This is a genomic window from Solemya velum gill symbiont (assembly GCF_002020255.1).
In the GTDB taxonomy this organism is placed as follows: domain Bacteria; phylum Pseudomonadota; class Gammaproteobacteria; order Chromatiales; family Chromatiaceae.
In genome coordinates this window covers 37,642-62,636 of the sequence record NZ_MPQG01000007.1, presented here as the reverse complement: position 1 = coordinate 62,636, position 24,995 = coordinate 37,642, and the positions used below count along the sequence as shown (strand labels likewise).

Sequence of the window (24,995 nt, the reverse complement as noted above, 5' to 3'; positions counted from 1 at the left end):
GTTATATCAGGTCGTAGCCAAGTTCGGCTGCAACACGCCTGGTTCGCTCGGAGAGGGTATGTGGTGGACGTCTCTCTTTCCAAGCCTCGCCCATACTTGTATCGATCGCTGAGTGTTCCTCCAGGTTGATATCTGTTATTGAACGCCCAGAGTAAGGGTCAAGCATATTCTCCCGGAATGGGATCTGCAGGAAGCTGCAAACCCGTTCAATTACACTTTTGCTATCCTTCATCAGCTCTTCATAGGTGATCCACAGGAATCGTGAGTTCGGTATATTTTCCGAGAAGCGCAGGATATTCTCATTGGCCATTGTCCAGAAGAGTTCAGCTGCATGCCATGGATTCTCCACTCGCTCTCCCCAGATAGAGGGCGAATACATGTAAAACCGTTTGCTGATGAAGGATTCCATCACTGCATATGGATGGCGCGTCAGGTGGACGTAGCATGGCTCGGTAAACATTTGCTCCGCGCGTTGCAGCCACCCTGGATGCTTGGCGTAAACTGGTGTCTTGTCTACAAGCCAGCGGTTTTCCAGCTTATCGTGAATCAGCTGGTATACATCACTACTTGTGAGCCCTGATTTGGCAAAGCGTTCAAGCTCCAGTACCGCGGTATGTTCACTATGACCAAACAGCCTGGAGAGTGTGTCTCGTAACCCGGTATTCATCCATTCTTGAGCCAACTTTTTTTGTGCATCTCTGCGCTCTGCCATACTCTCAAAGTTAACCAGGTGAAGTTCCTGCGGGGCAAACACTTCTTCATGACAATCGAGCATGTTACGAAACAGTGATGTGCCTGAACGTCCGCTACTCAATACGAAGAGAGTACGCCCTCGTACCCGGGAACCCTCATAGGATTGCGGTTCCGGCCAATTCCACTGCCAGGTGATTTCAATATCATCCAGCGTCTTTTCCGGCAAAGGCAAGGGATCCAGTGACCATGCGAGATAGGTGGCTAGTTCTCGTAGAGTGGCTGATAAAGTAGTTTCATAGCTATGGTATGACCTGAAGCCAAGGTGCTCAACAGTCCACGGTTGGACAAACAGATTGTGGCGTAGAGTATCACTTGCCAGCAGCGGTGCAATTTGCTGAAAAGGCACATCGGGATCAATTTCACTGGCCGACTTGTTCAATTGCTCACTGAGTGATGAAATTAATTTTTCAAGCAGGGGCTCAACTCGTTGTTCGCGTGGCTTGGCCCGTAACCTGCGTGCAAAGTCGGTCTCTTTTACCTGCATCCTGTTTTAACTCACACCTGGCTCAGCACCATGGCTGGTATTGGCTTCAGGAACGAGAAGGTTTCCCAATGCCACGCCAATCTGCCCTGCTGACTTGACGATTGCTTCACCATGCTTCTCCGAATCAATCTCTACTGGAATATATTCACACTTTTCTGCCATTTGTTGCCACTGTTCAGCCTGTTTATGTGTAAATGCTACCAGGTGAACAGTACCGGCATATGGTTCTGCATCGTACTGAGCAGTAATTCTGTTGTAGTGTGAAAGCAGCCAGTTACGGTGCTCTATCTCCTTGTCCTTTGGTACGGGTTTTCCAAGCTGCTTGCGTCTCGCTCGGTAATCATCCAGAGATTTGCTCATATAGTCAGGGAACTTGGCTAACTTTTTAGGGTTGGGCGGATCAATGAGCAGGAGAAATTCGACCTCACTACCTGACTGCGTCAACAAGTGCGCAATCTCATAGACAATCAAGGCAGCATTACAGTAACCTCCGAGGCGATAAGGGCCTTCAGGCTGAAGCGAACGGATTGCTTCAAGATGTAAAGCTGCCATCTCCTCGATTGAATCCGGTAGCGGGGAAGAGTCGTTTCTTTGCAGTCCGAATGGCTGAACGATATAGAATGGATCATCAAGCTCAGCATGTGCGGCTATGTGACGTGAGAAAAAACCACCGCCTGTATAATCCCCATGCAATAGAAAGAAAGGTGCTGTGTCTTTGTCCTGGTTGAACTGGTCAAGAGCTGACTGGTTGACCTGGACGATCGATGGCTGGCTGGCATCACATGATTGTGCAACCATTGCATCGGAAAGTGTCCTGATTGTTGAAGCAGTGAGTAATGTTGACGCAGGCAGGCTGATGCCTGCTTTCCCCTCAATATGCGCCAGCATTTCAACAGCCTGCAAGGAGTGTCCGCCTTCACCGAAAAAGTCATCATCGATTCCGCATTTCTTTCCGAGCAACTCTTCCCAGATTTGTTGCAGGATCAAGTCGGTTGCATCACGAGGTCCATTGTTCTCTGGTAGAGGTAGTTTCTCAGCATCGATAGAGCCATCTGTTTTGAAAGGTAAATCCTTCAAAACAAAAATATAATCAGGTATTAATTCAGGCTCGATGTTTTTTATATAGTAATGGGTTCGCAACTCTTCCGGCGTTAATTCAGCACTCGCTTTTATTACAACGTAGCCTATCTGTCTATCTCGACCTATTGCATCCTGTACATCTCGAAGGAGTACACCTCTTATCACCGGGTGGTCTGAAAGCAGTGATAAGAGAGTTTGTTGGTCCATTTCCTGGCCTTTAGCCACTTTGTCCATATCGGTCATATCAATGAAATTTTGAAGGTCATCCTAATCAATAAAGCCATTCTAACAAATGAAGCATGCTCAAATACGACAAAACCTATTTTGTCCCATGTTGATGGAATATCGCCGGACAATCTGACAAGCCACAAAAAAGCCCGCATATTAGCGGGCTTTTTCAGTTGGCCAAGTACTAGCCGTGATCAGTTGTTCTGGATCACGATATTTGGGAACTTGGAAGCATAGCTCTTCGCCTGCAGCGCCAGCTTGGCAGCAGACTTGCGAGCGATTTCACGATAGATCATTGAAATACGTGAATCGGGTTCGGCAACAACTGTTGGCTTGCCTGCATCGGTCTCTTCACGAATGCGCATATCGAGTGGCAGGCCACCGAGAAAATCAACGCCGTACTCGTCAGCCATGCGTTTACCGCCGCCTTCACCGAAAATCGGCTCCTCGTGCCCACACTTGGAACAAATGTGCAGGCTCATGTTTTCGACGATACCGAGTACCGGCACCTCAACCTTTTCGAACATTTTGAAGCCCTTGCGCGCATCAAGCAGTGCAATATCCTGGGGCGTGGTCACCACGACTGCACCAGATACAGGTACCTTCTGTGCCAATGTCAGCTGCGTGTCACCAGTGCCCGGCGGCAGATCGATAACGAGATAATCAAGATCATCCCAGTTAGTGTCGTTGAGCAGCTGCTCAAGTGCCTGTGTGACCATTGGGCCACGCCAGATCATTGGCGTCTCCTCGTCGATCAGGAATCCGATAGACATCGCCTGCAGATCGTAGCTGGTCATCGGCTCAAGCGTCTTGCCGTCCTTTGAATCCGGCTTGCCGGAGACACCCAGCATACGCGGCTGTGACGGACCATAGATATCAGCGTCGAGAATACCGACACGCGCACCCTCGGCCGAGAGTGCAAGCGCAAGGTTGACTGCCGTGGTCGATTTACCCACACCGCCCTTGCCTGACGCAACAGCGATGATGTTCTTGACGTTGTCGATTGGCTTGAGTGCTTTCTGTACAGAATGCGCAACAATCTTCGTGGTCATCTCTACATCCGCAGAATCAACACCGTCGGCGGCCTCGACAGCCTGCTTGATGGCTGCGGCGATATCAGCCTCGACGCCCTTCGCAGGGAAACCGAGTTCTACGGTGACCTTGACGTTGCCGCCATCAACAGCAATATCCTTGATCGATTTTGCTGTGACCAAATCTTTCTGAAGATGCGGCTCGATATAGCCCTTGATCGCTTCTTCAACCTGTTCTTTTGTTACTGACATCGGAATTTCTCCTGCCTGAATGCGCACTCAAATAGTAAAACACGCGCAATGATAATCGCTAAAGACCAGCGATTCTACACCAACAGATGGATAATTCCCAAGCAATTGACTCGGTTTTTACTGTGGTATTGGAAAATCATTGCCATTTCTCAATCAATTAGCTGTTAAGTATTTCATTAGCATGTGAAATAATAGCGTATTGATTCGCCCGCACCGGGACACGACCAGAACACCATGACACGCAAGATTCTCATTACCAGCGCCCTGCCCTATGCCAACGGCCCGATTCACCTCGGCCACCTGGTTGAATATATCCAGACAGATATCTGGGCACGCTTTCAGAAAATGCGTGGCCACGAGTGCTGGTACGTTTGTGCAGATGATGCCCACGGCACTCCCATCATGCTGCGTGCGCGCCAGGAAGGTATTGAGCCCGAAGAGCTGATCGAAAGGGTTGCAAAGGAGCACCAGGCAGATTTTGCCGGTTTTTCAGTCGGTTTCGATAACTATCACTCAACCCACTCGGAAGAGAATCGTCATTACTCCGAACTGATTTACTGCAATAACCGGGATGCCGGGCACATCGCCAAGCGCATGATCACCCAGGCCTACGACCCGGTCGAGAACATGTTCCTGCCGGATCGCTTCATCAAGGGCACCTGCCCCAAGTGCGGTGCAGAGGACCAATACGGTGACAACTGTGAAGTGTGCGGTGCAAGTTACTCGCCCAGTGAACTGAAGAATCCGCATTCCGCTGTCTCCGGCGCCAAGCCAATCGACAAGGAGTCAGATCACTACTTTTTCAAGCTCGCCAATTTCGAGGAGATGCTGAAGAAGTGGACCCGCGCAGGTCACCTGCAGAAAGAGATGGCCAACAAGCTCGACGAGTGGTTTGAATCCGGCTTGCAGGAGTGGGATATCTCGCGTGACGCCCCCTATTTCGGTTTTGAAATTCCGGATCACCCGGGCAAGTATTTCTACGTTTGGCTGGATGCACCAATCGGTTACCTGGCAAGCTTCAGAAACCTGTGTGACAAGACTGACGGATTAGAATTCGAAAACTACTGGAATACAGATTCAGATGCCGAGGTTTATCACTTCATCGGCAAGGACATCGTCTATTTCCACTGCCTGTTTTTCCCTGCAATGCTTGATGGTGCCGGTTTCCGCAAGCCAACAGCGGTGTTTGCACATGGCTTCCTGACCGTTGATGGGCAAAAGATGTCCAAGTCACGCGGTACTTTCATCAAGGCAAGCACTTATCTCGAACATCTCAATCCCGAGTACCTGCGCTACTATTTTGCCGCCAAGCTTGGTGCCGGTGTCGATGATATCGATCTCAATCTCGAGGACTTCGCACAGCGCGTCAATTCAGACCTGGTTGGCAAGTTCGTCAATATTGCCAGCCGATTCGCAGGCTTCATCAACAAGCGCTTTGACGGCAAGCTGGCTGCAGAACTCAATGACATGGCACTGTTTGACAGCTTTTCCAACGCTGGTGACTCAATTGCCGCAGCCTACGAGGGACGCGAATATTCTCGTGCAGTACGTGAGATCATGGCGCTCGCCGACAAGGCGAACCAGTACGTTGATGAGCAGAAGCCGTGGATCGTCGCCAAGGAAGAAGGCAAGGACGAGGAGCTGCACCAGATCTGCTCGATGGGTATCAATCTTTTCCGCCTGCTTGCCATCTACCTCAAGCCAATCCTGCCGAAAACAGTCGAGGCCGCAGAGGAGTTCCTCAAGGTGGAAGCACTCACATGGGAAGATGCTGCAAATCCGTTGCTCGATCACGACATCAGTAAATTCAAGGCTCTGATGACCCGCGTTGAAAGCAAGCAGATCGAAGCGATGGTCGAGGGCTCAAAAGAGGATCTCGCCCCATCAGCAAAACAGGTGAAGCAGGAGAAACCGGCAACTGATATGGAAGCGATAGCCCCGACAATCGAATTTGATGATTTCGCAAAGCTCGATTTGCGTATTGCACGCATTGCCAAGGCAGAGCACGTCGAGGGTGCAGATAAACTGCTGCAGCTGACGCTCGACCTCGGTGGAGAAACCCGCAACGTGTTTGCCGGTATCAAGTCTGCATATGATCCATCTGATCTCGAGGGCAAACTGACCGTCATGGTTGCCAATCTTGCGCCACGTAAAATGCGTTTTGGCCTGTCAGAGGGCATGGTGCTTGCAGCAGGTCCAGGCGGCGATGAGCTGTATATCCTCAATCCTGACGAGGGTGCAAAACCGGGCATGCGTGTAAAATAGATACGAATAATCAGGACAATTGATGATTTCTGAATTCGCACTGATTCTAGTCAGCACAATACTGGTCAACAATTTCGTCCTGTCGAAATTCCTTGGCCTGTGCCCCTTTATGGGCGTGTCACGCAAACTGGAAACAGCGACCGGCATGGGTCTCGCGACTACCTTTGTTCTGACGCTCTCCTCGATCTGCTCATACCTCGTCAACGAATACCTTTTGGCACCTCTCGGTATCGAATACCTGCGCACCATCGCCTTTATCCTGGTGATTGCTTTTGTCGTGCAGTTCACCGAGACCGTCATGCACAAGACCAGTCCGCTGCTCTACCGCGTACTCGGCATCTTCCTGCCACTGATTACAACCAACTGCGCCGTTCTCGGTGTTGCACTACTGAATATCCAGGAACAGCATAATTTTATTGAGTCGGCCATCTACGGTTTTGGTGCAGCACTGGGCTTTTCGCTGGTGCTGGTTCTGTTTGCTGCGATCCGCGAACGCGTGTCGGTCGCCGATGTACCAGCCATTTTTCAGGGCAACGCCATTGCGCTGATCACAGCAGGACTTATGTCGATGGCCTTCATGGGCTTCTCAGGGCTGGTCACGGGCTAAGGAACGGATCATGCTGAGCGCCATTCTCACAATGACCATCCTCGCAAGCCTGTTCGGCCTGTTACTGGGCTATGCGGCAGTACGTTTTCATATCGAGGGAGATCCTATCGCCGACCAGATCGACCAGATGCTGCCGCAGACACAGTGCGGCCAGTGTGGTCATCCCGGCTGTCGTCCCTATGCAGATGCAATTGCCAGAGGTGAGGATGAGATCAACAAGTGCGCACCAGGTGGTCACGAGACCATCATTGCACTGGCAGACCTGCTTGGTCGTGATCCAATCGCCATGGATGAGGATATTGAGATACGCCCGCCCTCGGTTGCGATTATCATCGAAGAGGATTGTATCGGCTGTACCCTGTGCATTCAGGCCTGTCCGGTCGATGCCATTCTTGGTGCTGCCAAACAGATGCACTCTGTCATCGAGAGTGAATGTACGGGTTGTGAACTCTGTCTTCCACCCTGCCCGGTTGAATGTATTGTCATGGAGCCGATTGAGGCCGATATCCGTAGCTGGTCGTGGCCCTACCCGGGTGACCAGCCTCAACTCGCCCCGGAAGAGACACCCGTGGAGGCACAGGCATGAGTTCTCAGGATGATCTCGACAAGCTGCTGACCAAGCTGCACAATTTTCATGGTGGCCTGCATCTTCCGGAGCACAAGCAGGAATCATTGCAGCACCCTATTGCCGATGCCGGTCTTCCACAGCAGCTTGTCATTCCTCTCAGACAACACATAGGGCATGCGGCCAAGGCAACTGTCAAGGCGGGCGACAAGGTCCTCAAGGGCGAGCGCATAGCAAAAGCTGAGGGCGCTATCAGCGCACCTGTTCACGCACCGACGTCAGGCACGGTAAAAGCTATCGAGGTACACGCCATCCCGCATCCGGCCGCACTACCGGACACCTGCATTGTTATTGAACCGGATGGCAATGATCAGTGGACAGAAAAACCTGCTGCCATTCCTGACTATCTGTCAGCATCCCCCGATACTCTGCTGCAGAGAATTCACAACAGCGGTATCGTCGGCATGGGCGGAGCTGCCTTTCCGAGCCACGCTAAACTGCTCTCCGGACTCAAACGGAACCTGCATACACTGATTATCAACGGTGCAGAGTGTGAGCCTTATATCACCTGCGACGACATACTGATGCAGGAACGTGCAGATGACATCGTTACCGGGATTGAGATCATCCTGCACCTCCTCGGACTGGAACGCTGTCTGATAGGCATCGAGGACAACAAACCAGATGCCATTGCAGCAATGCAACAGGCCATCAAGGTAACCAGCCTGAAAAGAACCCGTGTCATCGAGATTCCAACCATCTATCCAAGTGGCGGTGAAAAGCAGCTGATCCAATTGATGACAGGAGAAGAAGTCCCCAGCGATGGGCTACCTACAGATATCGGCATGGTGTGCCACAACGTCGGCACTATGGCCGCGGTACGAGATGCCGTACTCGATGGCAGGCCGCTGATATCCCGTATTGTCACCATCAGCGGTGAAGGCATTGCTGAACCTCGTAACCTGCATACCTTGATCGGCACACCGATCTCACACCTGATCCAGGCAGCCGGCGGCTATACGGACAAAGCCAGGCAGTTGGTCTATGGCGGTCCCATGATGGGAATCTCTCTCCCGGATGACCGGATCCCTTTGACCAAGGGTGGAAACTGCATTCTTGCACTCAGCGAAAATGAAGCTCCTGATCCGGGAAAGGCACGTGCCTGCATTCGCTGCGGAAAATGTGCAGATGTGTGTCCAGTAAAACTGCTGCCTCAACAGCTTTACTGGTACTCGCACGCAAAAGATTTCGACAAGGTGCAGGACTACAACCTGTTTGACTGTATTGAGTGCGGTTGCTGTACCCACGTGTGCCCATCGAATATTCAGCTGGTGCATTACTTCCGTTTTGCCAAGACCGAGATCTGGAAACAGGAAGAGGAGAAACGCAAGGCTGATCATGCACGCCGGCGCCACGAGGCGCGCACTGCCCGTCTCGAACGCATTGCGGCTGAACGCAAGTCACGCCTGCGTAAAAAGAAAGAGGACCTGGAGCAGAAAAAACCTGCTGCCGGTAAAGCAGATGCCGGCGACCCGAAAAAAGCCGCAATTGAGGCAGCCATGAAACGCGTTGCCGATAAGAAAAAAGCGGCACAGGAGAAGCAGCAGTGAGATTTCCGCTTTACAGTTCACCGCATGGAATACAGGAGAATCATGTTACGCGACTGATGGCGCAAGTACTGCTGGCGCTGATACCTGGCATTATCGCCAGCTGGTGGTTTTTTGGCTGGGGTGTACTGATCCAGGTTGCCATTGCCACACTCACCGCCGTGGCTGCTGAAGCTGCCGTGATTCGCATGCGCAATCGTGACGCCCTGCCAGTCATCAAAGATCTCAGTGCAGTAGTGACCGCAGTACTTTTTGCAATTGCCATACCACCTTTTCTGCCCTGGTGGATGACGGTCGCAGGCATCCTGTTTGGTATCATCATTGTCAAACAGCTCTACGGCGGTTTGGGCTACAACCCTTTCAACCCGGCAATGGCTGCCTATGTCTTCCTGCTCATCTCCTTTCCGGTAGAGATGACGCGCTGGAATGCGCCTCTGGAACTTGTCACAGCCGATCCGGGGTTGCTAGCCAGCCTATCGATTATCTTCACTTCCGTAATGCCTGAAGGCCTCAGCTGGGACGCCATAACCATGGCAACCCCACTGGACGAGATGCGCACACGTCTTGAATTGGGAGAGATGATCTACGAGATTCGTGAAATCCCCGGCTGGGGTGACTTCGGCGGCATTGGCAGGGAGCAGGTCGCATTCTGGTTCATGGTCGGCGGTATTTTCATGCTATGGCGCAAGGTCATCAGCTGGCATATCCCCCTGTCGATGATCGCTGCAATGTTCATCTTGAGTTCCGCTACATGGCTGGCTGAACCCGATGTCAATCCGGTACCGGTATTCCATATCATCGGCGGCGGTTTCATGCTCGGTGCCTTTTTCATCGCCACAGATCCTGTCAGTGCAGCCACCACTAAAAAAGGGCAGATTATCTATGGTGCCCTGATAGGTATCCTGATATACATTATTCGTAACTGGGGTGGCTACCCCGATGCAGTCGCATTCGCCGTACTGCTGATGAATATGGCTGCACCGACAATCGACTACTACACGCAGCCAAAAGTGTATGGGCAGGCTGAAGAGGAGGATGAGCAGAAAAAGGTGACGAGCGATGAAAATTAACAGCATCGTCATCGCCAGTGTTTTGCTGGGACTATTCGGACTGGTCGGAACCTCGCTGGTGAGCCTGACTGAAACCGCCACGCGTGCGCAAATCGAACACAATCGCCAGCAGGCACTGTTAACAAAACTGGAAGAGCTGATTCCAGCAGACTCAATCGACAACAACCTGCTTGAGCATATACCTGTCGTCAATGCGCTCGAGGAACTCGGCAGGCCGCAATCCAATCTTTACTTAGGAACTCGCGAGCAGGCGTTGTATGCCATCGTCTACGAGGCCAGGGTGCCAAATGGGTATACAGGCGTCATCGAATTACTGGTTGCGGTAAAACAGGATGGAAGCCTTGGAGGAGTACGCGTGGTGTCACACAAGGAGACACCCGGCCTAGGCGACAAAATCGAGCTGAAGCGCTCTGACTGGGTTCTCGACTTCAATGGAAAGTCACTGCAGAATCCTCCCGCAAACCGCTGGAAAGTTAAAAAGGATGGTGGCGATTTCGACCAGTTCACAGGCGCTACGATTACACCGCGAAGTATCGTCAGTGCGGTCAAGAGCGTACTCATCTATCATGGTGAGAATAGCGCTGACCTTTATGCCGACTACCTGAAAAATATGCAGGCAGGAAAAAGCAAATGAACGACTACGCCACGATTATTAAAAACGGCCTCTGGACAAACAACCAGGCGCTTGTTGCACTACTCGGCCTGTGCCCCCTGCTAGCAGTCAGCAACACAGCGATCAACGGCCTCGGGCTTGGACTGGCCACGACCATGGTACTGCTGCTGTCGAATACCACGATCTCCCTGATTCGTAATTTCGTACGCCCCGAAGTGCGCCTGCCGGTTTTTGTCATGGTTATCGCCTGCTTCGTTACCGCGGTGGAACTGGCTATGCAGGCGTGGTTTTTCGAGCTCTACCTGGTACTGGGTATTTTCATACCGCTGATCGTTACCAACTGTGCAATCATTGGCCGTGCAGAGGCATTCGCGTCCAAGAACAATGTGGGTAAAGCAACCGTCGATGCTCTGGCGATCGGCATCGGCTTTTCACTGGTCCTGTTTGCTCTCGGTGCTCTACGCGAATTGATAGGACAGGGAACCCTGTTCGCCGAGGCAGATTTGATGTTCGGCCCAATGGCAGCAGACTGGGCACTCAGGATTGACGATTACAAGGGTGTCTTGCTGGCAATCCTCCCGCCTGGTGCATTCCTCGGTCTCGGCTTCCTGATTGCGATCAAGAACATTATCGACGGGCAACTCGAAAAGAGACGTTTGGCGTCGAAAGAGAGGGCAGAAATCCCATCAGCCGAAGCTGCAGCGAACTCGTAATATCCAAAGTACCTGCCAGGCGAGCGCCTTCTGACCGCAATCTTGTACTAAACAATCGTCATCCCGGGCAGAGACCCGGGATCCGAATATTGTGCACTACCCAGATCCCCGCTTTCGCGGGGATGACGGCTTCCCAATCGCCCCGGATTGGGGCTCCTACAGCAAGTGCTTGCCGTCAAAAACGTCGCACTCAAGCTTGAATTCATCAACCTCATCAACACAGCCGAGATTGGCGCGGTACTGGCCAGGTGCGCGCAATGTCATGTTAAAAGTGTGTATACCGCACGTCTTGCAAAAATAGTGTTTGGCGACACCACTGCCGAACTGGTAGACACCGAGATTTTCCTCACCAGAGTCAATATGAAAACGTTCAGGCGGAATCACCTCGGGTGTCATCATGACACCCTTACGTGCGCAAATTGAACAGTTACAGCGAATCCCCTTTTCAATCGGGTCACACTCAAATGAGAATGTCACTGCGCCGCAGTGACAACTGCCATGATAGGTCGTCATAATTCATCCTCTGGCTTATTTTATATTTTTCTAATGAGTCTTTAAGACTAGCAGGTTTTTACTGTTGCGGGGACCAGTGACAGAGCAAGAGGCAAACAGGAGAAATTTACAGCTGTGTTATTGAAGCAGGATCCATATGCTCAATACATTGATGGCCCTTGCCGACACCCGGAATCTCAACTTCGGGAGCGATCTCAAGCAATGGAAAAATAACGAAGGGGCGCTCGCAGATACCCACGTGCGGTATGGTCAGTTCAGGTGTATTCATTTGCACATCACCATAGAGGAGCAGGTCCAGGTCCAGCGTTCGTGCACCCCAGCGCACCTGCCTCTCCCTGATACGACCGTGATGATCCTCGATTATAAAAAGGGCTTTTAACAGCTCATCGGGCGAGAGCTGCGTTTCAATCTCTACAACAGCATTCACATAATCAGGCTGATCTTTCGGCCCCATGGGCTCGGAGCCATACAGTGAAGAGACCTGGCGCAGCTCGATACCCTGGGTCTCATCAAGCTCCCTGATCGCATCCCTGATTTGCCTTGATGGCGCATCCAGATTGCTGCCAAGACCGATGTACGCTGTGGTCACTGTGCTTCGCCCTGATTCTGTTTCGGCCGGGTACGTCTTCTCCTTCCCCTGTTTCCACCCGACGGCCCGGTCATTTTTTCTTTCGCATCCTGGTCGACAGACTGAATCTCGGTCCACCAGTCGGCAAGTTCCTGTTCTACCTCACCGGAGGTCACGCGCAGCAACATAAAATCATACGCCGCTCTGAACTTGGGATGCGTCAGCAGACGCAGAGGACGCTTGCCCTCACGATGCAAGAAGCGCGGCTGCAGATTCCAGATATCCTTCATCATCAAGGTAAAACGCTTTGGAATGGCGACATGCTGAACCTGCTCGGAAACGATCTGTGAACCGGCCCTCTGGATTGCCTGCAGTGGCGGCTCCCCTGCTTCCAGCTTGTCTTCATAGAGGCGCCGTACAGGCTCCCACAGGAACACGGCAAACAGGAATGCCGGGGTCACAGGCTTGCCCGTCGCGATGCGCTGGTCGGTGTTGTAGAGCGCATCACAAATCATGTGAAGGAAAGGCTCACCATCCATACTGTTGATCGCCTCTTCCGTCATCGGGAAAAGATAATCAATCAGGTAGTAATGGCGCAGCAAATGGAATGTCTCCTCGCAGCTGCCACCCATAAAAAGCTTGAGAGATTCATCAAAGAGACGTGCTGACGGTACAGACTGTAACAGCTCACCGAGTTCCCAGATTGGCTCCTCGGTCTCCTGCGTCAGGGTAAAGCCGAGCTTTCCGCCAAAACGCACTGCTCGCAGCATACGAACCGGGTCTTCACGATAACGTGTCTCGGGATCACCCAGCATGCGCAAGACTCCCTTTTTGAGATCCGCGACACCATCAGCATAATCAACAATCGAAAAATCGGCGATGTTGTAATAGAGCGCATTAACCGTCAGGTCACGCCTCAGTGCATCATCTTCGAGGCTCCCGTAGACATTGTCACGCAGCAGCATGCCGTCATCCGACTGCTTGCTGTGTCCATCAAGCTGTTCGCCTTCGTGAGCGGCACGGAATGTCGCTACCTCGATAATCTCACGCCCGAAGTGGACATGTGCAAGACGGAAACGGCGCCCGACAAGGCGGCAGTTACGAAACAGTGAATTGACCTCTTCCGGTGTCGCGTCGGTCGCAACGTCGAAGTCTTTTGGTTCGCGACCCAGTAACAGGTCACGAACCCCACCGCCAACAAGAAAGGCCTTGTAGCCTGCCTTGTGCAGGCGGTACAGAACCTTGACGGCATTTTCTGAAATCTGTGACCGCGATATCGGATGATCCGAACGCGGAATAATGAGTGGCTCGCTGATACTCTTATCCTGTCTGTGCGTTACGCAATGAAGCCTGTCTTTCTTAACAGCTCCTCGTTAATGTCACTCTTAACACCCGGCTTTGCTGCATCATCACCAAGCACCAGTCGCTCAAGATAACGTGCAATGATGTCCACCTCAAGATTCACCTTCGTACCAGCCTGGTAACCGCCGATATTTGTCTCCTGGATGGTGTGCGGAACAATATTCAGATCAAACTCCGCGCCATTCACCTGGTTAACTGTCAGGCTGGTTCCATCAATTGTAATCGAGCCTTTGTGCGCGATGTATCTTGCCAGCTCATCGGGCGCCCGTATCACGAAGTGTACAGAACGCGCATCATCAGAGCGACTTACTACCTCGCCCAGGCCATCGACATGACCGCTGACAAGATGACCGCCGAGACGGGTCGCAAGTGTCAGGGCTTTCTCAAGGTTCACACTGCTTCCCGGCTTGAGACTGGCAAGCGAGGTAAGTGTCATGGTCTCGCGCGAGACATCGGCAACAAAACCGTCACCCGGCAATTCAACCGCTGTAAGGCAGACACCATTGACTGCGATACTGTCACCCAGCGCAACGTCATCGAGTGAGAGTTTGCCTGTTGAAATTCGCAGACGCATGTCACCACCATGATCCTCCATGGTGGCTATGCTGCCGACTGCCTGGATAATACCTGTAAACACTAGTCTGCCTCTTTTATTCTGTAGGTCATGCGCATGTCATTGCCGAGCTGACGCAAATCGGTCAACTGCAACTCGATGCGCTGTTCCATTGTATCGAGTCCCGGCAAATGTACCAGTCCGCGAGCATCATCCCCCATCAGGTGGGGTGCCATATAGAGCACCAGTTCATCGATGATACCAGCACGCAGTGCTGATCCGGCTATGGTTGCTCCCGCCTCGATCAACACATCATTGATCTGCCGCTCGGTCAGTTCACGCAGCAGATGCTGCCAGTCAAGATGGCCTGATTCACGATCAATAACCAACAGCTCAGTTCCGGTATCTGCAAGTGCCCTGCTGCGTTCACTATCTGTGGATGCCGTAACAATCAGCGTATCGCCCTCGAGCTGTAACACCCTGGCGTCCGGCGGTGTGCGCAAATCGGCATCCATGATCACGCGTAGTGGCAGGGTTAATGGCGCATCGAGAGTGACACCCGACAACTCTTCATCATTGAGACGTACATTCAGTGAAGGATCATCCGCAAGCAGTGTACCGATACCAGTTACTACTGCAGAGCTTCTTGCACGCAGGCGATGTACATCCTTTCTTGATGCATCTGATGTAATCCACTTGCTTTCACCATTCGCCATCGCAGTACGGCCATCTACACTCATGGCCAGTTTGCAGCGTACCCATGGACGCCCACGCTCCATGCGGCTGACAAAACCGGGATTCAGTTCTCTTGCCTGCTGTTCCAGCACACCACACTCGACCTCGATACCGGCATCCTGCAGTTGGCTGACACCTTTACCTGCAACGAGTGGATTGGGATCCTGCATGGCGATGACAACGCGAGCAACACCCGCCTTGATGACTACATCGCTGCATGGAGGTGTTTTGCCATGATGGCAGCAAGGCTCAAGGGTGACATAGAGGGTTGCGCCCCTGGCTTCTTCACCAGCCGCTGCCAGTGCAATTTTTTCAGCATGCGGGTCGCCGGCTTTCTGGTGCCATCCTTCGGCAACCAGGGCATCATCTTTGACAATGACGCAGCCGACAAGGGGATTGGGATCAGTTGTATAGAGTCCGAGCCGCGCCAGCTTGAGGGCTCGGCTCATCCAGGCGTGGTCGCCCGTGGCTGTCACTTCTCATCCTCGTCGAGCAGCTTCATCTGCTGGCGACGCTCTTCCGGTGTTGGTTCACGCTCGAGCAGTTCGATCTCCTCTGTAAAGGCACGTACGTCTTCGAAAGAACGATAGACCGAGGCGAATCGGACATAGGCCACCTGGTCGAGTTTGCGCAACTCATGCATGACAAGTTCACCGATCGAGCGCGATGACACTTCTGCCTCGCCACTGGAGGCAAGCTTGCGGGTAATACGATTGATTGCGGCCTCGACCTGTTCGGTACTGACCGGACGTTTCTCGAGCGCGCGAGACATGCCTGCGCGCAGCTTGCGGCCATCAAACTGAACCCGCGTGTCATCTGTTTTAACGACCCTGGGCAGATTCAGCTCAACACTTTCGTAAGTGGTGAAGCGTTCGCTGCAGACTGTGCATTTGCGGCGCCTGCGCACCTGCTCACCCTCCCCCGACAAGCGGGAATCGATGACCTTGGTGTCTTCAGCACCGCAAAACGGACAACGCATCTATCAGTTTCTGTAAACGGGATGACGAGCACAGATCTCAAGCACTTTAGCCTTGACCCCTGCGATTGCCTGCTCGTCTCCGCGAGAGTCAATAACATCACACATCCAGCCAGCCAGCTCCACAGCTTCCTCTTCGCTGAAACCGCGTGTCGTCAACGCTGGAGTACCGACACGAATACCGCTGGTCACGAAAGGTGACTGGGGATCGTTTGGTACCGCATTCATGTTAACCGTGATATTTGCTGCACCCAGCCATGCGTCGACTGCTTTACCAGTGAGTCCTGCCTCGATGAAGCTGACCAGGAAGAGATGGTCATCTGTTCCCTTAGAGACAACATCATAGCCGCGCTGCATGAAGACATTGGCCATTGCCTGGGCATTCTTCACAACCTGGTGCTGGTATGTCTTGAATTCGGGTGACATCGCTTCCTTGAATGCGACGGCCTTGGCGGCAATCACGTGCATCAGTGGACCACCCTGGGTACCGGGGAAAACCAGCGAATTGAGTTTCTTCTGAATCGCTTCATTCTCTTTCGCGAGAATCAATCCACCGCGTGGACCACGCAGTGTCTTGTGCGTAGTAGTCGTGGTGACATCAGCAATATTGACCGGGCTTGGATATTCACCAGCCGCGATCAGGCCGGCCACGTGTGCCATATCGACAAACAGGTAGGCACCGATTTCATCGGCAATATCACGAAAACGCTGCCAGTCGACGACACGTGAGTAGGCTGAGAAGCCTGCAACGATCATTTTCGGCTTGTGCTCGCGTGCAAGACGCTCGACTTCTTCGTAGTCGATCTCACCAGTGTCCGGATTGAGGCCGTACTGTACCGCGTTGTAAATCTTGCCTGAGAAGTTCGGCTTGGCGCCGTGAGTCAGGTGACCGCCGTGGGCGAGCGCCATGCCGAGTATGGTATCACCCGGCTCACACAGCGCCATGTAGACTGCTGCATTCGCCTGTGAACCCGAGTGGGGCTGGACATTCGCATAATCGGCACCGAACAGCGCCTTGGCACGGTCGATGGCGAGTTGTTCTGCCTTGTCGACATATTCGCAGCCACCGTAATAACGTTTACCCGGATAGCCCTCAGCATACTTGTTGGTCAATACAGAACCCTGTGCCTGCATGACGCGTGGACTTGTGTAGTTTTCAGATGCAATCAGTTCGATGTGCTCTTCCTGGCGGCGCTCCTCTTCCTGGATCGCGGACCATAATTCGTCATCGAAACCTTCGATCTTCATGGATTTATCAAACATCGGGGACTCCGGGGATCATCAAAGCGGAGATTTTATCAAAAGTGCCGGATAAATAGGCGTTTTTTCACAAACGGCGTGGTTATTTGTCTAACTGCCCGGGAATGCAGTATTTAACTCCAATCCCGGGCGCCATGGCTTTCGCTTACACCACAGGTGCTAGACATCCACTGGTGAATGAACCGGAATCTGCTTCAGCTTCCAGATATCCTCGTTGTACTGCAGCATGGTTCTGTCTGTGGAGAAGAAACCACTGCTCGCGGTGTTGAGAATGCTCATTTTTGTCCACTCTTCCTGGTCCCTCCACGCCTGCTCCACCGCATGTTGCGCATCGATATAGCTGCGGAAGTCAGCAAGTGTCATCCATGGGTCATGCGGACTCTTTAGAGAGTTGATAATGTCGTTGAATATACCCGGTTCCTGCAAGTTGAAATAACCACTCTCGAGCAGGTTCATAACCGCCTTGAGGTCCTCGTCTGTATCGATAAAGCTCTGCGGGTTGTAGTGGTGACGTTGCTCTTCCACCTCTTCAGCCCTGAGACCGAAAAGAAAGAAGTTCTCCTCACCAACTGCCTCGAGAATCTCGATATTGGCGCCGTCATAGGTACCAATGGTAATGGCACCATTCATCATGAACTTCATATTCCCAGTGCCCGATGCCTCCTTGCCAGCAGTTGAGACCTGCTCGGAGAGATCAGCGCCTGGAGCAATGGCCTCCATCGCAGTGACACCATAGTTCGAGTAATAGACCAGCTTGAGCCTTTCGCCAACAGCAGGATCATCATTAATCATGTGTGCGACATTGTTAATCAGCTTGATGGTCTGTTTTGCCAGCTGGTAGCCAGGGGCAGCCTTGCCGCCAATGAGTACACAGCGATTCACCCAGCCTTCGGTATCTCCCGCCTTGATGCGGTTGTAGAGATGAATGACATGCAGCACGTTCAACAGCTGACGCTTGTATTCATGAATACGCTTGACCTGTATATCGAAGAGCGAATCAACATTGAATATCACGCCGCAATTTGTCTCAACGAGATTTGCCAGGCGCTGCTTGTTTTGACGCTTCATATCACGCCAGGCCTGGTGGAACTCCCTGTTTTCCGGTGTGTCCGGTGCAAATGCCTTGAGCCTTTCGATCTCGGAGAGATCCGAAATCCAGTTCTCTCCTATCTTTTCGCTGACCAGTTGTTTCATTGCCGGATTCGCATATGCAATCCAGCGGCGTGGTGTCACACCATTGGTCTTGTTGTTGAATTTTTCAGGCCACAGATCGTAAAAATCGTGGAACAGGCCTTCAGCCAGCAGGCGTGAATGGAGTGCTGCCACACCATTGACAGAAAAACTGCCGACAATCGCAAGATAAGCCATGCGCACGTGCTTGACGCCACCCTCCTCGATAATTGACATGCGGCGCTGGCGATCAGTATCCCCGGGCCACTTCATGGAAATGAGCTCAAGAAATCTCGCGTTGATCTGGTAGATGATCTCAAGCAAGCGCGGCAAGAGTTGCTCAAACATGGGCACAGGCCATTTTTCCAGCGCTTCAGGCAGCAGGGTATGGTTGGTATAGGCCATTGTTTTCGTGGTGACATCCCACGCCTGATCCCACTCCAATCCTTTTTCATCTATCAGGATGCGCATCAGTTCTGCAACCGCGATGGTCGGATGAGTGTCATTCATCTGAAAGACATTCTGATCGGGAAACTTGCTGTAGTCCTCACCCCCGGTCTTTTCCCAGATACGTATCACATCCTGCAGTGTCGCTGAGGCGAGGAAATATTGTTGGCGCAGGCGTAGCACCTTGCCGTTCTCACTAACGTCATTAGGATAGAGCACCATGGTGATGTGCTCGGCGTTATTTTTTTCCGAGACCGCCTCGGTATAACTGCCGGCATTGAACTCGTCGAGGTTGAACTCGTCGGTTGCCGTCGCTTTCCACAGGCGCAGTGTATTCACCGTGTTGTTCTTATACCCGGAGACTGGTAAATCGTATGGAATCGCCAGTACATCCTGGGTTTCTACCCAGTGTACCTTCTTGATGTTATCGGCATCATAGTACTCTTCGGTACGCCCACCAAACTTGATCGTGGCAGTGTATTCGGGGCGCTCAATCTCCCATGGATTGCCATCTCTCAGCCAGTGATCAGGCTCTTCTATTTGCCGACCATTCTCGATCTTCTGACGAAACATGCCGTACTCGTAGCGCAGCCCATAGGCAACCACCGGAAGCTGCAGGGTGGCGCAGCTGTCAATGAAACAGGCAGCCAGGCGTCCAAGACCACCATTACCAAGGCCTGCATCCGGTTCTCTCTCCTCGATGTCCTCGAGTGAAACCGCGCGGTTCATCAACAGCTTCTCCAATGCCGGTCCGAGGTCGGCATTGAGAATATGATTTCCGAGAGAGCGTCCAATCAGGTATTCGAGCGACATGTAGCACGCACGCTTCACACTGGAGTCCTTGTATGCCACCCAGGTGTCGTGCCAGTTCGTCGTGAGGCGATCGCGCAGAACGAGTGCCATCGCCGAGTAGATGTAATATGAGTCACAGCCGAGAAAACGCCCGTAGTGGCGATTCAGATAGTGCAGATAATCCCTCTGAAGTTTTTCCGGTTCATTGGAAAGCGGCTCTGGGCGCAAACTGCAAAGCATCTCTGCATTGGAATTTGAATATTTCATTGCTACCTCTTCCGCAGCACACTGGCAGCGAAACCTTAAATAAATAAAAGTACGAGTTATATTTTACACCAAGTTGGCAACTGCAAGCGTACGAGAGATCAGGCGAGTAGATGCTGGTAGAGGTCGAGGTAGCGCAAGGCACTGTTCTTCCAGCCCAGGTCGCTCTGCATCCCGGTTCGAAGCAGTTTCGCCCAGGACCTCTTGTTAGCGTAAACATCAATCGCACGTAGTACCGCATCGATCAATGCGGTCACAGATGGCTCCTGCATGACAAATCCGTTTGCTGTCTGTGCATTGAGAGTTTTTGGTGTGGTATCAACAACAGTGTCGGCAAGCCCGCCAGTATGATTCACGATCGGTGGAGTGCCATAGTGCAGGCTGTACATCTGGTTGAGACCGCAAGGTTCAAAGCGGGACGGCATCAAAAACATGTCGGCACCAGCCTCGACCAGATGGGCTAACTCTTCCGAGTAGCCTATATAGACAAACAGACGATCCGGATATTGCTTCTGCAATTTCAGCAAGCGTTCTTCATGAACATGGTCGCCCGCCCCGATAATCACGAAAGAGGCTTGCGTCTCCTTCATAAGCGTTGGAATCGCTTCAGCCACCAGGTCAATCCCCTTTTGTTCGACAAACCTGCATACCATGCCAATCAGCGGCTTCTCTAAAAATTCGTCGCCGGCCTCGACACTAAAACTTTTCAGCAGCGCTTGTTTGTTGATACGCTTGCCCGGATTACGACGCGCTGCGTTGTAATGCGCCTTGATATAGGGATCGATGGACGGATTCCACAGCTGTGTATCTATACCGTTGAGAATCCCGGTGAGTTTGTGTCTGTTCGCCTGCAAAACGCCCTGCATACCGTAGCCGAATTGTGCCGTGCAGATCTCGTCTGCGTAGGTCGGGCTGACAGTTGTGATCGAATCTGCATAGACCAGCCCCGCCTTGAGCATCGAGAATCCACCGTAAAATTCAACACCTTCGCCCGACCACCAGTATCCGGGCAGATGCAGTTTCATGAACTCGTCGTGGGGAAAGTGGCCGCCGTAGGCGAGGTTATGGATGGTAAAAACAGTCCTGGGACGATCGGGCTCAGAGGCAAGAAATGCGGGTACCAACCCCGTCTGCCAGTCGTGGCAATGCACCACTTCGGCACGCCAGTCGAGACCCAGCAGGTCCATCGACAACATTGCTGCCAGGCGTGAAAACACAGTGTAGCGTTCGGCGTTGTCGGGCCAGTCGTAGCCGTCCGGGTGCAGGTAGGGGTTGCCGGGACGGTCGTAGAGCTCCTGGCAATCGGCAATCAGCAGCTTGACGCTGAAAGCTGGGTGAGTCGCTTCGAGCACGCGCACATCATGGCTGCGGCCCGATCCCTGTATGTGCAGCCAGCCGAGGATGCGCACTTCATCCAGTTCCTGCAGCAATTCTCGATAGCCTGGCAACAGCATACGCACATCAGCGCCCTGCTCCTGCAACGCATGCGGCAAGCTGTAGGCCACATCACCAAGACCACCTGTCTTGACCAGCGGGTAAGATTCGCTGGCAACAAAAAGAATGCGCATTCACGTCCCCCGCAAAAAGAGTGCACCCAATGGCGGCAGGGTCACCGAGATGGATTGTTCAAAACCCATCCAGTTAATATCCTGAACCTGGATATCACCACCATTGCCTGTGTTGGTTCCACCATAGTGAGTTGAATCACTGTTCAGCACTTCGTGATAACTCTCTGCATGTGGAATCCCCAGGCGATAATCATAGCGCGGAACCGGGGTGAAGTTGAATACGCAGATGATTGGTGCCGCATCATGTGCATAGCGGATAAAGCTCAATACCGACTGCTCCGAATCGTGGCAGTCGATCCAGCGGAAACCATCCTCGGTAAAATCACGCTGATGCATTGCCGGCTCACCGCAATAGAGCCTGTTGAGGTCTCCAACTATTCTCCTGATTCCGGCATGCGCCTCGATCTCGTTCAAACCCCAGTCAATCTCGCCCTCTTCACTCCACTCGTGCCACTGTGCGAATTCGCAGCCCATAAAGAGCAGCTTCTTGCCCGGATGGCCATACTGCCACGCGTAGAAGAGACGCAGGTTAGCCATTTTTTGCCAGTAATCTCCAGGCATCTTGTCGACCATGCTTCTCTTGCCGTGAACAACCTCGTCGTGGGAAAGCGGCAGGACAAAATTCTCGGTAAATGCGTACAACTGGCTGAATGTCAGCAGGTTGTGATTATATTTCCGGTAGACCGGGTCCTCCTCGATATAACTGAGACTGTCATTCATCCAGCCCATGTTCCATTTCATCGAGAAACCAAGCCCGCCAAGTTCTACCGGGCGCGACACCATTGGCCATGAGGTTGACTCCTCTGCAATGGTGACGGCACCGGGAAAACGACCGAGGACAACACGATTGAGCTCCTGCAGAAAATGGATCGCCTCGAGGTTTTCACGCCCGCCGTGTACATTCGGCAGCCAGTCTCCATCTTCACGCGAGTAATCATGGTAGAGCATGGATGCGACCGCATCGACGCGCAGACCGTCAAGATGAAACTCTTCAAGCCAGTAAACCGCATTGGCAATGAGAAAATTTCTTACCTCGTTACGGCCATAATCAAAAATCAGCGTACCCCAATCCCTGTGCTCACCGCGCCGGGGATCAGCATGTTCATATACAGGCTCACCGGTAAATCGCGCCAGTGCGAAATCGTCTTTCGGAAAGTGTGCCGGCACCCAGTCGAGCAGAATGCCTATACCAGCCTTGTGTGCAGCATCGACAAAGAACCTGAAATCATCCGGTGTACCGAAGCGTGCGGTCGGCGCATAGTAACCACTGACCTGGTAACCCCAGGAGGCATCCAGCGGATGTTCGGAAACAGGTAGCAGTTCGATATGGGTATAGCCCAGCTCCACAACATAGGGAACAAGGCGCTCGGCGAGTTCGCGCCAGTTGAGGAATGTGCCATCCTCACTCCGCTGCCAGGAACCCGCGTGCATCTCGTAGACCGCCATTGGGGCAGTTTGCCAATCGAAGGTTTTGCGCCTCGACATCCACTCATGATCCTGCCACTCGTAAGCCACCTCGGCAGGCACAAGCGAGGTGGTTTCAGGACGATTCGACATGTGTCGTCCGTATGGGTCTGCCTTGATGATTACGTCATTACGCCGGCTGAGAATTTCATACTTGTATGCATCACCGGCTGTCAGTCCGGGAATAAACAATTCCCAAATGCCCGAGCCACCACGGCAGCGCATCGGGTGGCGCCTGCCATCCCACGCATTGAAGTCCCCCACCACGCTGACTCGCGTCACGTCCGGTGCCCACACGGCAAACTGGACACCTTCAACATCATCGATCGTGGTGATGCGCGAACCGAGGAAATGCCACACGTGGTGGTGATTGCCTTCACCAAACCAGTGCATGTCGAGCTCACCAACCTGTGGCTGAAAGCTGTAGGGGGAAACTGTCTTGTGCCAGTTTCCGGCTGCTTTGTCCTGCCACTTCAGTGTGTAGTGACCAGGAACAAAGCGGGTATCGGAATGAAGTTCAAACAGGTCACTTCCCTCAACACGCTCCATTTCACCGATACCGTCGAGTTCGACCTGTTCGGCGTGCGGCAGCAGTGCACGGATCAAAGCACCACCGGATTCCGTCTCGTGGTATCCAAGCAGCTCGAATGGATCATGGTGTGAACCGTTTTGCAGTCGTTTCAGGGCCTCATGCATCTTTATTCTCCAAGTCGACCTGTCTTCTGTATGCGTTGTTTCAGGTCACCGCAATCAATATCCGCGAGCTGTTCCCACGTAAAGCGCCACTGCCAGTTCCCCTCGGTCGTACCAGGCAGATTCATACGTGCCTCATTGCCAAGTCCGAGCAGATCCTGCAGCGGCACAATCGACAGGTTGCCATTGCTGCCAAGAGCCGCATCGATCATGCGATCGACGACCTGCTCTCCACTGTCGGCACCAATCGCCTGGAGAACATGGCCACGTGTCTGTTCATCAAGGGAATCATACCAGCCCCTGATGGTGTCATTGTCGTGTGTTCCTGTATAGACGGCAGTATCACGATGGATGTTATGCAGTTTGTGTGGATTGTCATCAAAGGCATCAAAACCGAACTGAAGTACGGCCATTCCAGGCAGTTCGTATTTTTTACGAAGTGCTGTCACTTCCGCAGTAATAATGCCAAGATCCTCTGCTATCAATGGAATGCAGCCCATCTCCTGCTGCAGCTTGGCCAACAGTTCATCGCCCGGTGTCTTCTCCCAGTAACCGTCAATCGCGGTTTCATTCTCTGCAGGGATTGTCCAGACCGCCTCAAGGCCGCGGAAATGATCCAGCCTGACAAGGTCAAAGAGTTCAAAATGGTGATGCAGTCGCTCTATCCAGAACCTGAAACCATCCCTGTGCATAGCTTCCCAGTTGTACTGGGGATTACCCCAGCGCTGGCCTTCTGCTGAAAAATAGTCGGGTGGCACGCCAGCAACAAATGTCGGCAGACCGTAGTCGTCAAGCATGAACTGATGTGGATTGGACCAGACGTCGGCACTGTCATGCGCCACGAAAATCGGCATGTCGCCGAATAGCATGATATCCCTTTCAGCAGCAGCCTCGCGAATCTCCAGCCAGTATCGATGCGCAACAAATTGCTGTTCGATGATTGCATCCATACTGTCACGATTATTCTCGGCAAACGCTGTCAGCGCGTCACGATCCCGACTTCTGAATTGATCTGGCCAACTGAACCATGGATCCGTATTGTGCTCCCAACGCAATGCCATGAAGAGTGCATAATCTTCAACCCAGTGTGCCTGCTCATGACGCCACAACTGCAGCTGTTCCTGGTTAATGGCTCTCTGCCCTGCATCTTGCGGCAACAGCCCCGGATGCATCGCAAATGCAGACAAACACTGGTAGGGCGAGAAATCATCGTGCGGCACACCTAACGGCAGAAACTGCCAGATACGAAAACCCGCCTCGGACATCCAGTCGAGCCAACGCAACGCGTCATCAAACTCCCCGGAAGGAAATGACGTCGGGTGGAGTAATACTCCGGCGCGTCTCTCGGTCAGTGATTTCATA

21 protein-coding genes are annotated in these 24,995 nt (G+C 52.6%); 7 read left to right on the top strand and 14 right to left on the bottom strand.

What is annotated here, in order from left to right:
• Position 1 precedes the first annotated feature (1 nt).
• From BOW06_RS06605 to apbC, 3 genes are all read right to left on the bottom strand, one after another.
• Positions 2 to 1,237: a sulfotransferase family protein gene (locus BOW06_RS06605; protein WP_043117536.1), complete on the bottom strand. Its 1,236-nt coding sequence runs from the start codon at positions 1,235 to 1,237 to the stop codon at positions 2 to 4.
• A gap of 6 nt (positions 1,238 to 1,243) precedes the next feature.
• Positions 1,244 to 2,524 (bottom strand): thioesterase domain-containing protein, encoded by a 1,281-nt coding sequence (locus tag BOW06_RS06600; RefSeq protein WP_162181108.1) that lies wholly within the window; start codon positions 2,522 to 2,524, stop codon positions 1,244 to 1,246.
• A gap of 215 nt (positions 2,525 to 2,739) precedes the next feature.
• Positions 2,740 to 3,828 carry an iron-sulfur cluster carrier protein ApbC gene (gene apbC / locus BOW06_RS06595; RefSeq protein ID WP_043117538.1) on the bottom strand — a complete coding sequence of 363 codons (1,089 nt, stop codon included), beginning with the start codon at positions 3,826 to 3,828 and terminating at the stop codon, positions 2,740 to 2,742.
• Positions 3,829 to 4,062: 234 nt separating this feature from the next.
• Here apbC and metG point away from each other — a divergent pair, with 234 nt between their 5' ends.
• Genes metG through BOW06_RS06560 form a run of 7 tightly spaced genes read left to right on the top strand, consistent with a single transcriptional unit; the run spans position 4,063 to position 11,268 of the window.
• Positions 4,063 to 6,093 (top strand): methionine--tRNA ligase, encoded by a 2,031-nt coding sequence (gene metG / locus BOW06_RS06590; RefSeq protein WP_078452968.1) that lies wholly within the window; start codon positions 4,063 to 4,065, stop codon positions 6,091 to 6,093.
• A gap of 25 nt (positions 6,094 to 6,118) precedes the next feature.
• Entirely contained in the window at positions 6,119 to 6,700 is a 582-nt protein-coding gene (rsxA, locus tag BOW06_RS06585) for an electron transport complex subunit RsxA (RefSeq protein ID WP_179115133.1), read from the top strand.
• A gap of 10 nt (positions 6,701 to 6,710) precedes the next feature.
• Positions 6,711 to 7,286 carry an electron transport complex subunit RsxB gene (gene rsxB, locus BOW06_RS06580; protein WP_078452969.1) on the top strand — a complete coding sequence of 192 codons (576 nt, stop codon included), beginning with the start codon at positions 6,711 to 6,713 and terminating at the stop codon, positions 7,284 to 7,286.
• Positions 7,283 to 8,875, top strand: coding sequence for an electron transport complex subunit RsxC (rsxC, locus tag BOW06_RS06575; RefSeq protein WP_078452970.1), 1,593 nt, complete (start codon positions 7,283 to 7,285; stop codon positions 8,873 to 8,875). Before rsxB ends, rsxC begins: the two co-directional genes overlap by 4 nt.
• Positions 8,872 to 9,942: an electron transport complex subunit RsxD gene (rsxD, locus tag BOW06_RS06570; protein ID WP_078452971.1), complete on the top strand. Its 1,071-nt coding sequence runs from the start codon at positions 8,872 to 8,874 to the stop codon at positions 9,940 to 9,942. Before rsxC ends, rsxD begins: the two co-directional genes overlap by 4 nt.
• Positions 9,932 to 10,576: an electron transport complex subunit RsxG gene (gene rsxG / locus BOW06_RS06565; RefSeq protein WP_078454536.1), complete on the top strand. Its 645-nt coding sequence runs from the start codon at positions 9,932 to 9,934 to the stop codon at positions 10,574 to 10,576. The genes rsxD and rsxG overlap by 11 nt, the downstream gene beginning before the upstream one ends.
• Positions 10,573 to 11,268, top strand: a complete 696-nt coding sequence (locus BOW06_RS06560) for an electron transport complex subunit E (RefSeq protein WP_043117547.1) — start codon at positions 10,573 to 10,575, stop codon at positions 11,266 to 11,268. The genes rsxG and BOW06_RS06560 overlap by 4 nt, the downstream gene beginning before the upstream one ends.
• Before the next feature lie 156 nt (positions 11,269 to 11,424).
• Here the strand turns inward: BOW06_RS06560 and BOW06_RS06555 are convergent, their stop codons facing one another.
• The 11 genes from BOW06_RS06555 to malQ all read right to left on the bottom strand — a co-directional run bounded on the left by BOW06_RS06555 (position 11,425) and on the right by malQ (position 24,994).
• The gene (locus BOW06_RS06555) at positions 11,425 to 11,781 is read right to left on the bottom strand and encodes a GFA family protein (RefSeq protein WP_043117548.1); all 357 of its coding nucleotides are present in this window, start codon (positions 11,779 to 11,781) and stop codon (positions 11,425 to 11,427) included.
• A gap of 106 nt (positions 11,782 to 11,887) precedes the next feature.
• Positions 11,888 to 12,370, bottom strand: coding sequence for a 2-amino-4-hydroxy-6-hydroxymethyldihydropteridine diphosphokinase (gene folK / locus BOW06_RS06550; protein ID WP_043117551.1), 483 nt, complete (start codon positions 12,368 to 12,370; stop codon positions 11,888 to 11,890).
• Positions 12,367 to 13,611, bottom strand: coding sequence for a polynucleotide adenylyltransferase PcnB (pcnB, locus tag BOW06_RS06545; protein WP_043117552.1), 1,245 nt, complete (start codon positions 13,609 to 13,611; stop codon positions 12,367 to 12,369). Before pcnB ends, folK begins: the two co-directional genes overlap by 4 nt.
• 74 nt (positions 13,612 to 13,685) lie before the next feature.
• The gene (locus BOW06_RS06540; protein WP_043117553.1) at positions 13,686 to 14,348 is read right to left on the bottom strand and encodes a riboflavin synthase; all 663 of its coding nucleotides are present in this window, start codon (positions 14,346 to 14,348) and stop codon (positions 13,686 to 13,688) included.
• Positions 14,348 to 15,475 (bottom strand): bifunctional diaminohydroxyphosphoribosylaminopyrimidine deaminase/5-amino-6-(5-phosphoribosylamino)uracil reductase RibD, encoded by a 1,128-nt coding sequence (gene ribD / locus BOW06_RS06535; RefSeq protein ID WP_230208707.1) that lies wholly within the window; start codon positions 15,473 to 15,475, stop codon positions 14,348 to 14,350. The genes BOW06_RS06540 and ribD overlap by 1 nt, the downstream gene beginning before the upstream one ends.
• The gene (nrdR, locus tag BOW06_RS06530; protein WP_043117554.1) at positions 15,472 to 15,978 is read right to left on the bottom strand and encodes a transcriptional regulator NrdR; all 507 of its coding nucleotides are present in this window, start codon (positions 15,976 to 15,978) and stop codon (positions 15,472 to 15,474) included. Before nrdR ends, ribD begins: the two co-directional genes overlap by 4 nt.
• A 3-nt stretch (positions 15,979 to 15,981) precedes the next feature.
• Entirely contained in the window at positions 15,982 to 17,238 is a 1,257-nt protein-coding gene (glyA, locus tag BOW06_RS06525) for a serine hydroxymethyltransferase (protein WP_043117556.1), read from the bottom strand.
• A gap of 156 nt (positions 17,239 to 17,394) precedes the next feature.
• Positions 17,395 to 19,911, bottom strand: a complete 2,517-nt coding sequence (locus BOW06_RS06520) for a glycogen/starch/alpha-glucan phosphorylase (RefSeq protein WP_052132243.1) — start codon at positions 19,909 to 19,911, stop codon at positions 17,395 to 17,397.
• A 98-nt stretch (positions 19,912 to 20,009) separates the two neighbouring features.
• Positions 20,010 to 21,476 (bottom strand): glycogen synthase GlgA, encoded by a 1,467-nt coding sequence (gene glgA / locus BOW06_RS06515; protein WP_043117557.1) that lies wholly within the window; start codon positions 21,474 to 21,476, stop codon positions 20,010 to 20,012.
• Positions 21,477 to 23,636, bottom strand: a complete 2,160-nt coding sequence (gene glgB, locus BOW06_RS06510) for a 1,4-alpha-glucan branching protein GlgB (protein WP_078452976.1) — start codon at positions 23,634 to 23,636, stop codon at positions 21,477 to 21,479.
• Positions 23,637 to 23,638: 2 nt separating this feature from the next.
• On the bottom strand, positions 23,639 to 24,994 hold the full coding sequence (malQ, locus tag BOW06_RS06505; protein ID WP_043117560.1) for a 4-alpha-glucanotransferase: 1,356 nt from the start codon (positions 24,992 to 24,994) through the stop codon (positions 23,639 to 23,641).
• Position 24,995 lies beyond the last annotated feature (1 nt).

Coding starts and splice junctions, on each gene's coding strand:
- BOW06_RS06605 (WP_043117536.1), bottom strand. CDS start 1,237: ATGCAGGTAAAAGAGACCGACTTTGCACGCAGGTTACGGGCCAAGCCA.
- BOW06_RS06600 (WP_162181108.1), bottom strand. CDS start 2,524: ATGGACCAACAAACTCTCTTATCACTGCTTTCAGACCACCCGGTGATA.
- apbC (WP_043117538.1), bottom strand. CDS start 3,828: ATGTCAGTAACAAAAGAACAGGTTGAAGAAGCGATCAAGGGCTATATC.
- metG (WP_078452968.1), top strand. CDS start 4,063: ATGACACGCAAGATTCTCATTACCAGCGCCCTGCCCTATGCCAACGGC.
- rsxB (WP_078452969.1), top strand. CDS start 6,711: ATGCTGAGCGCCATTCTCACAATGACCATCCTCGCAAGCCTGTTCGGC.
- rsxC (WP_078452970.1), top strand. CDS start 7,283: ATGAGTTCTCAGGATGATCTCGACAAGCTGCTGACCAAGCTGCACAAT.
- rsxG (WP_078454536.1), top strand. CDS start 9,932: ATGAAAATTAACAGCATCGTCATCGCCAGTGTTTTGCTGGGACTATTC.
- BOW06_RS06560 (WP_043117547.1), top strand. CDS start 10,573: ATGAACGACTACGCCACGATTATTAAAAACGGCCTCTGGACAAACAAC.
- BOW06_RS06555 (WP_043117548.1), bottom strand. CDS start 11,781: ATGACGACCTATCATGGCAGTTGTCACTGCGGCGCAGTGACATTCTCA.
- nrdR (WP_043117554.1), bottom strand. CDS start 15,978: ATGCGTTGTCCGTTTTGCGGTGCTGAAGACACCAAGGTCATCGATTCC.
- glyA (WP_043117556.1), bottom strand. CDS start 17,238: ATGTTTGATAAATCCATGAAGATCGAAGGTTTCGATGACGAATTATGG.
- BOW06_RS06520 (WP_052132243.1), bottom strand. CDS start 19,911: ATGAAATATTCAAATTCCAATGCAGAGATGCTTTGCAGTTTGCGCCCA.
- glgA (WP_043117557.1), bottom strand. CDS start 21,476: ATGCGCATTCTTTTTGTTGCCAGCGAATCTTACCCGCTGGTCAAGACA.
- glgB (WP_078452976.1), bottom strand. CDS start 23,636: ATGCATGAGGCCCTGAAACGACTGCAAAACGGTTCACACCATGATCCA.
- malQ (WP_043117560.1), bottom strand. CDS start 24,994: ATGAAATCACTGACCGAGAGACGCGCCGGAGTATTACTCCACCCGACG.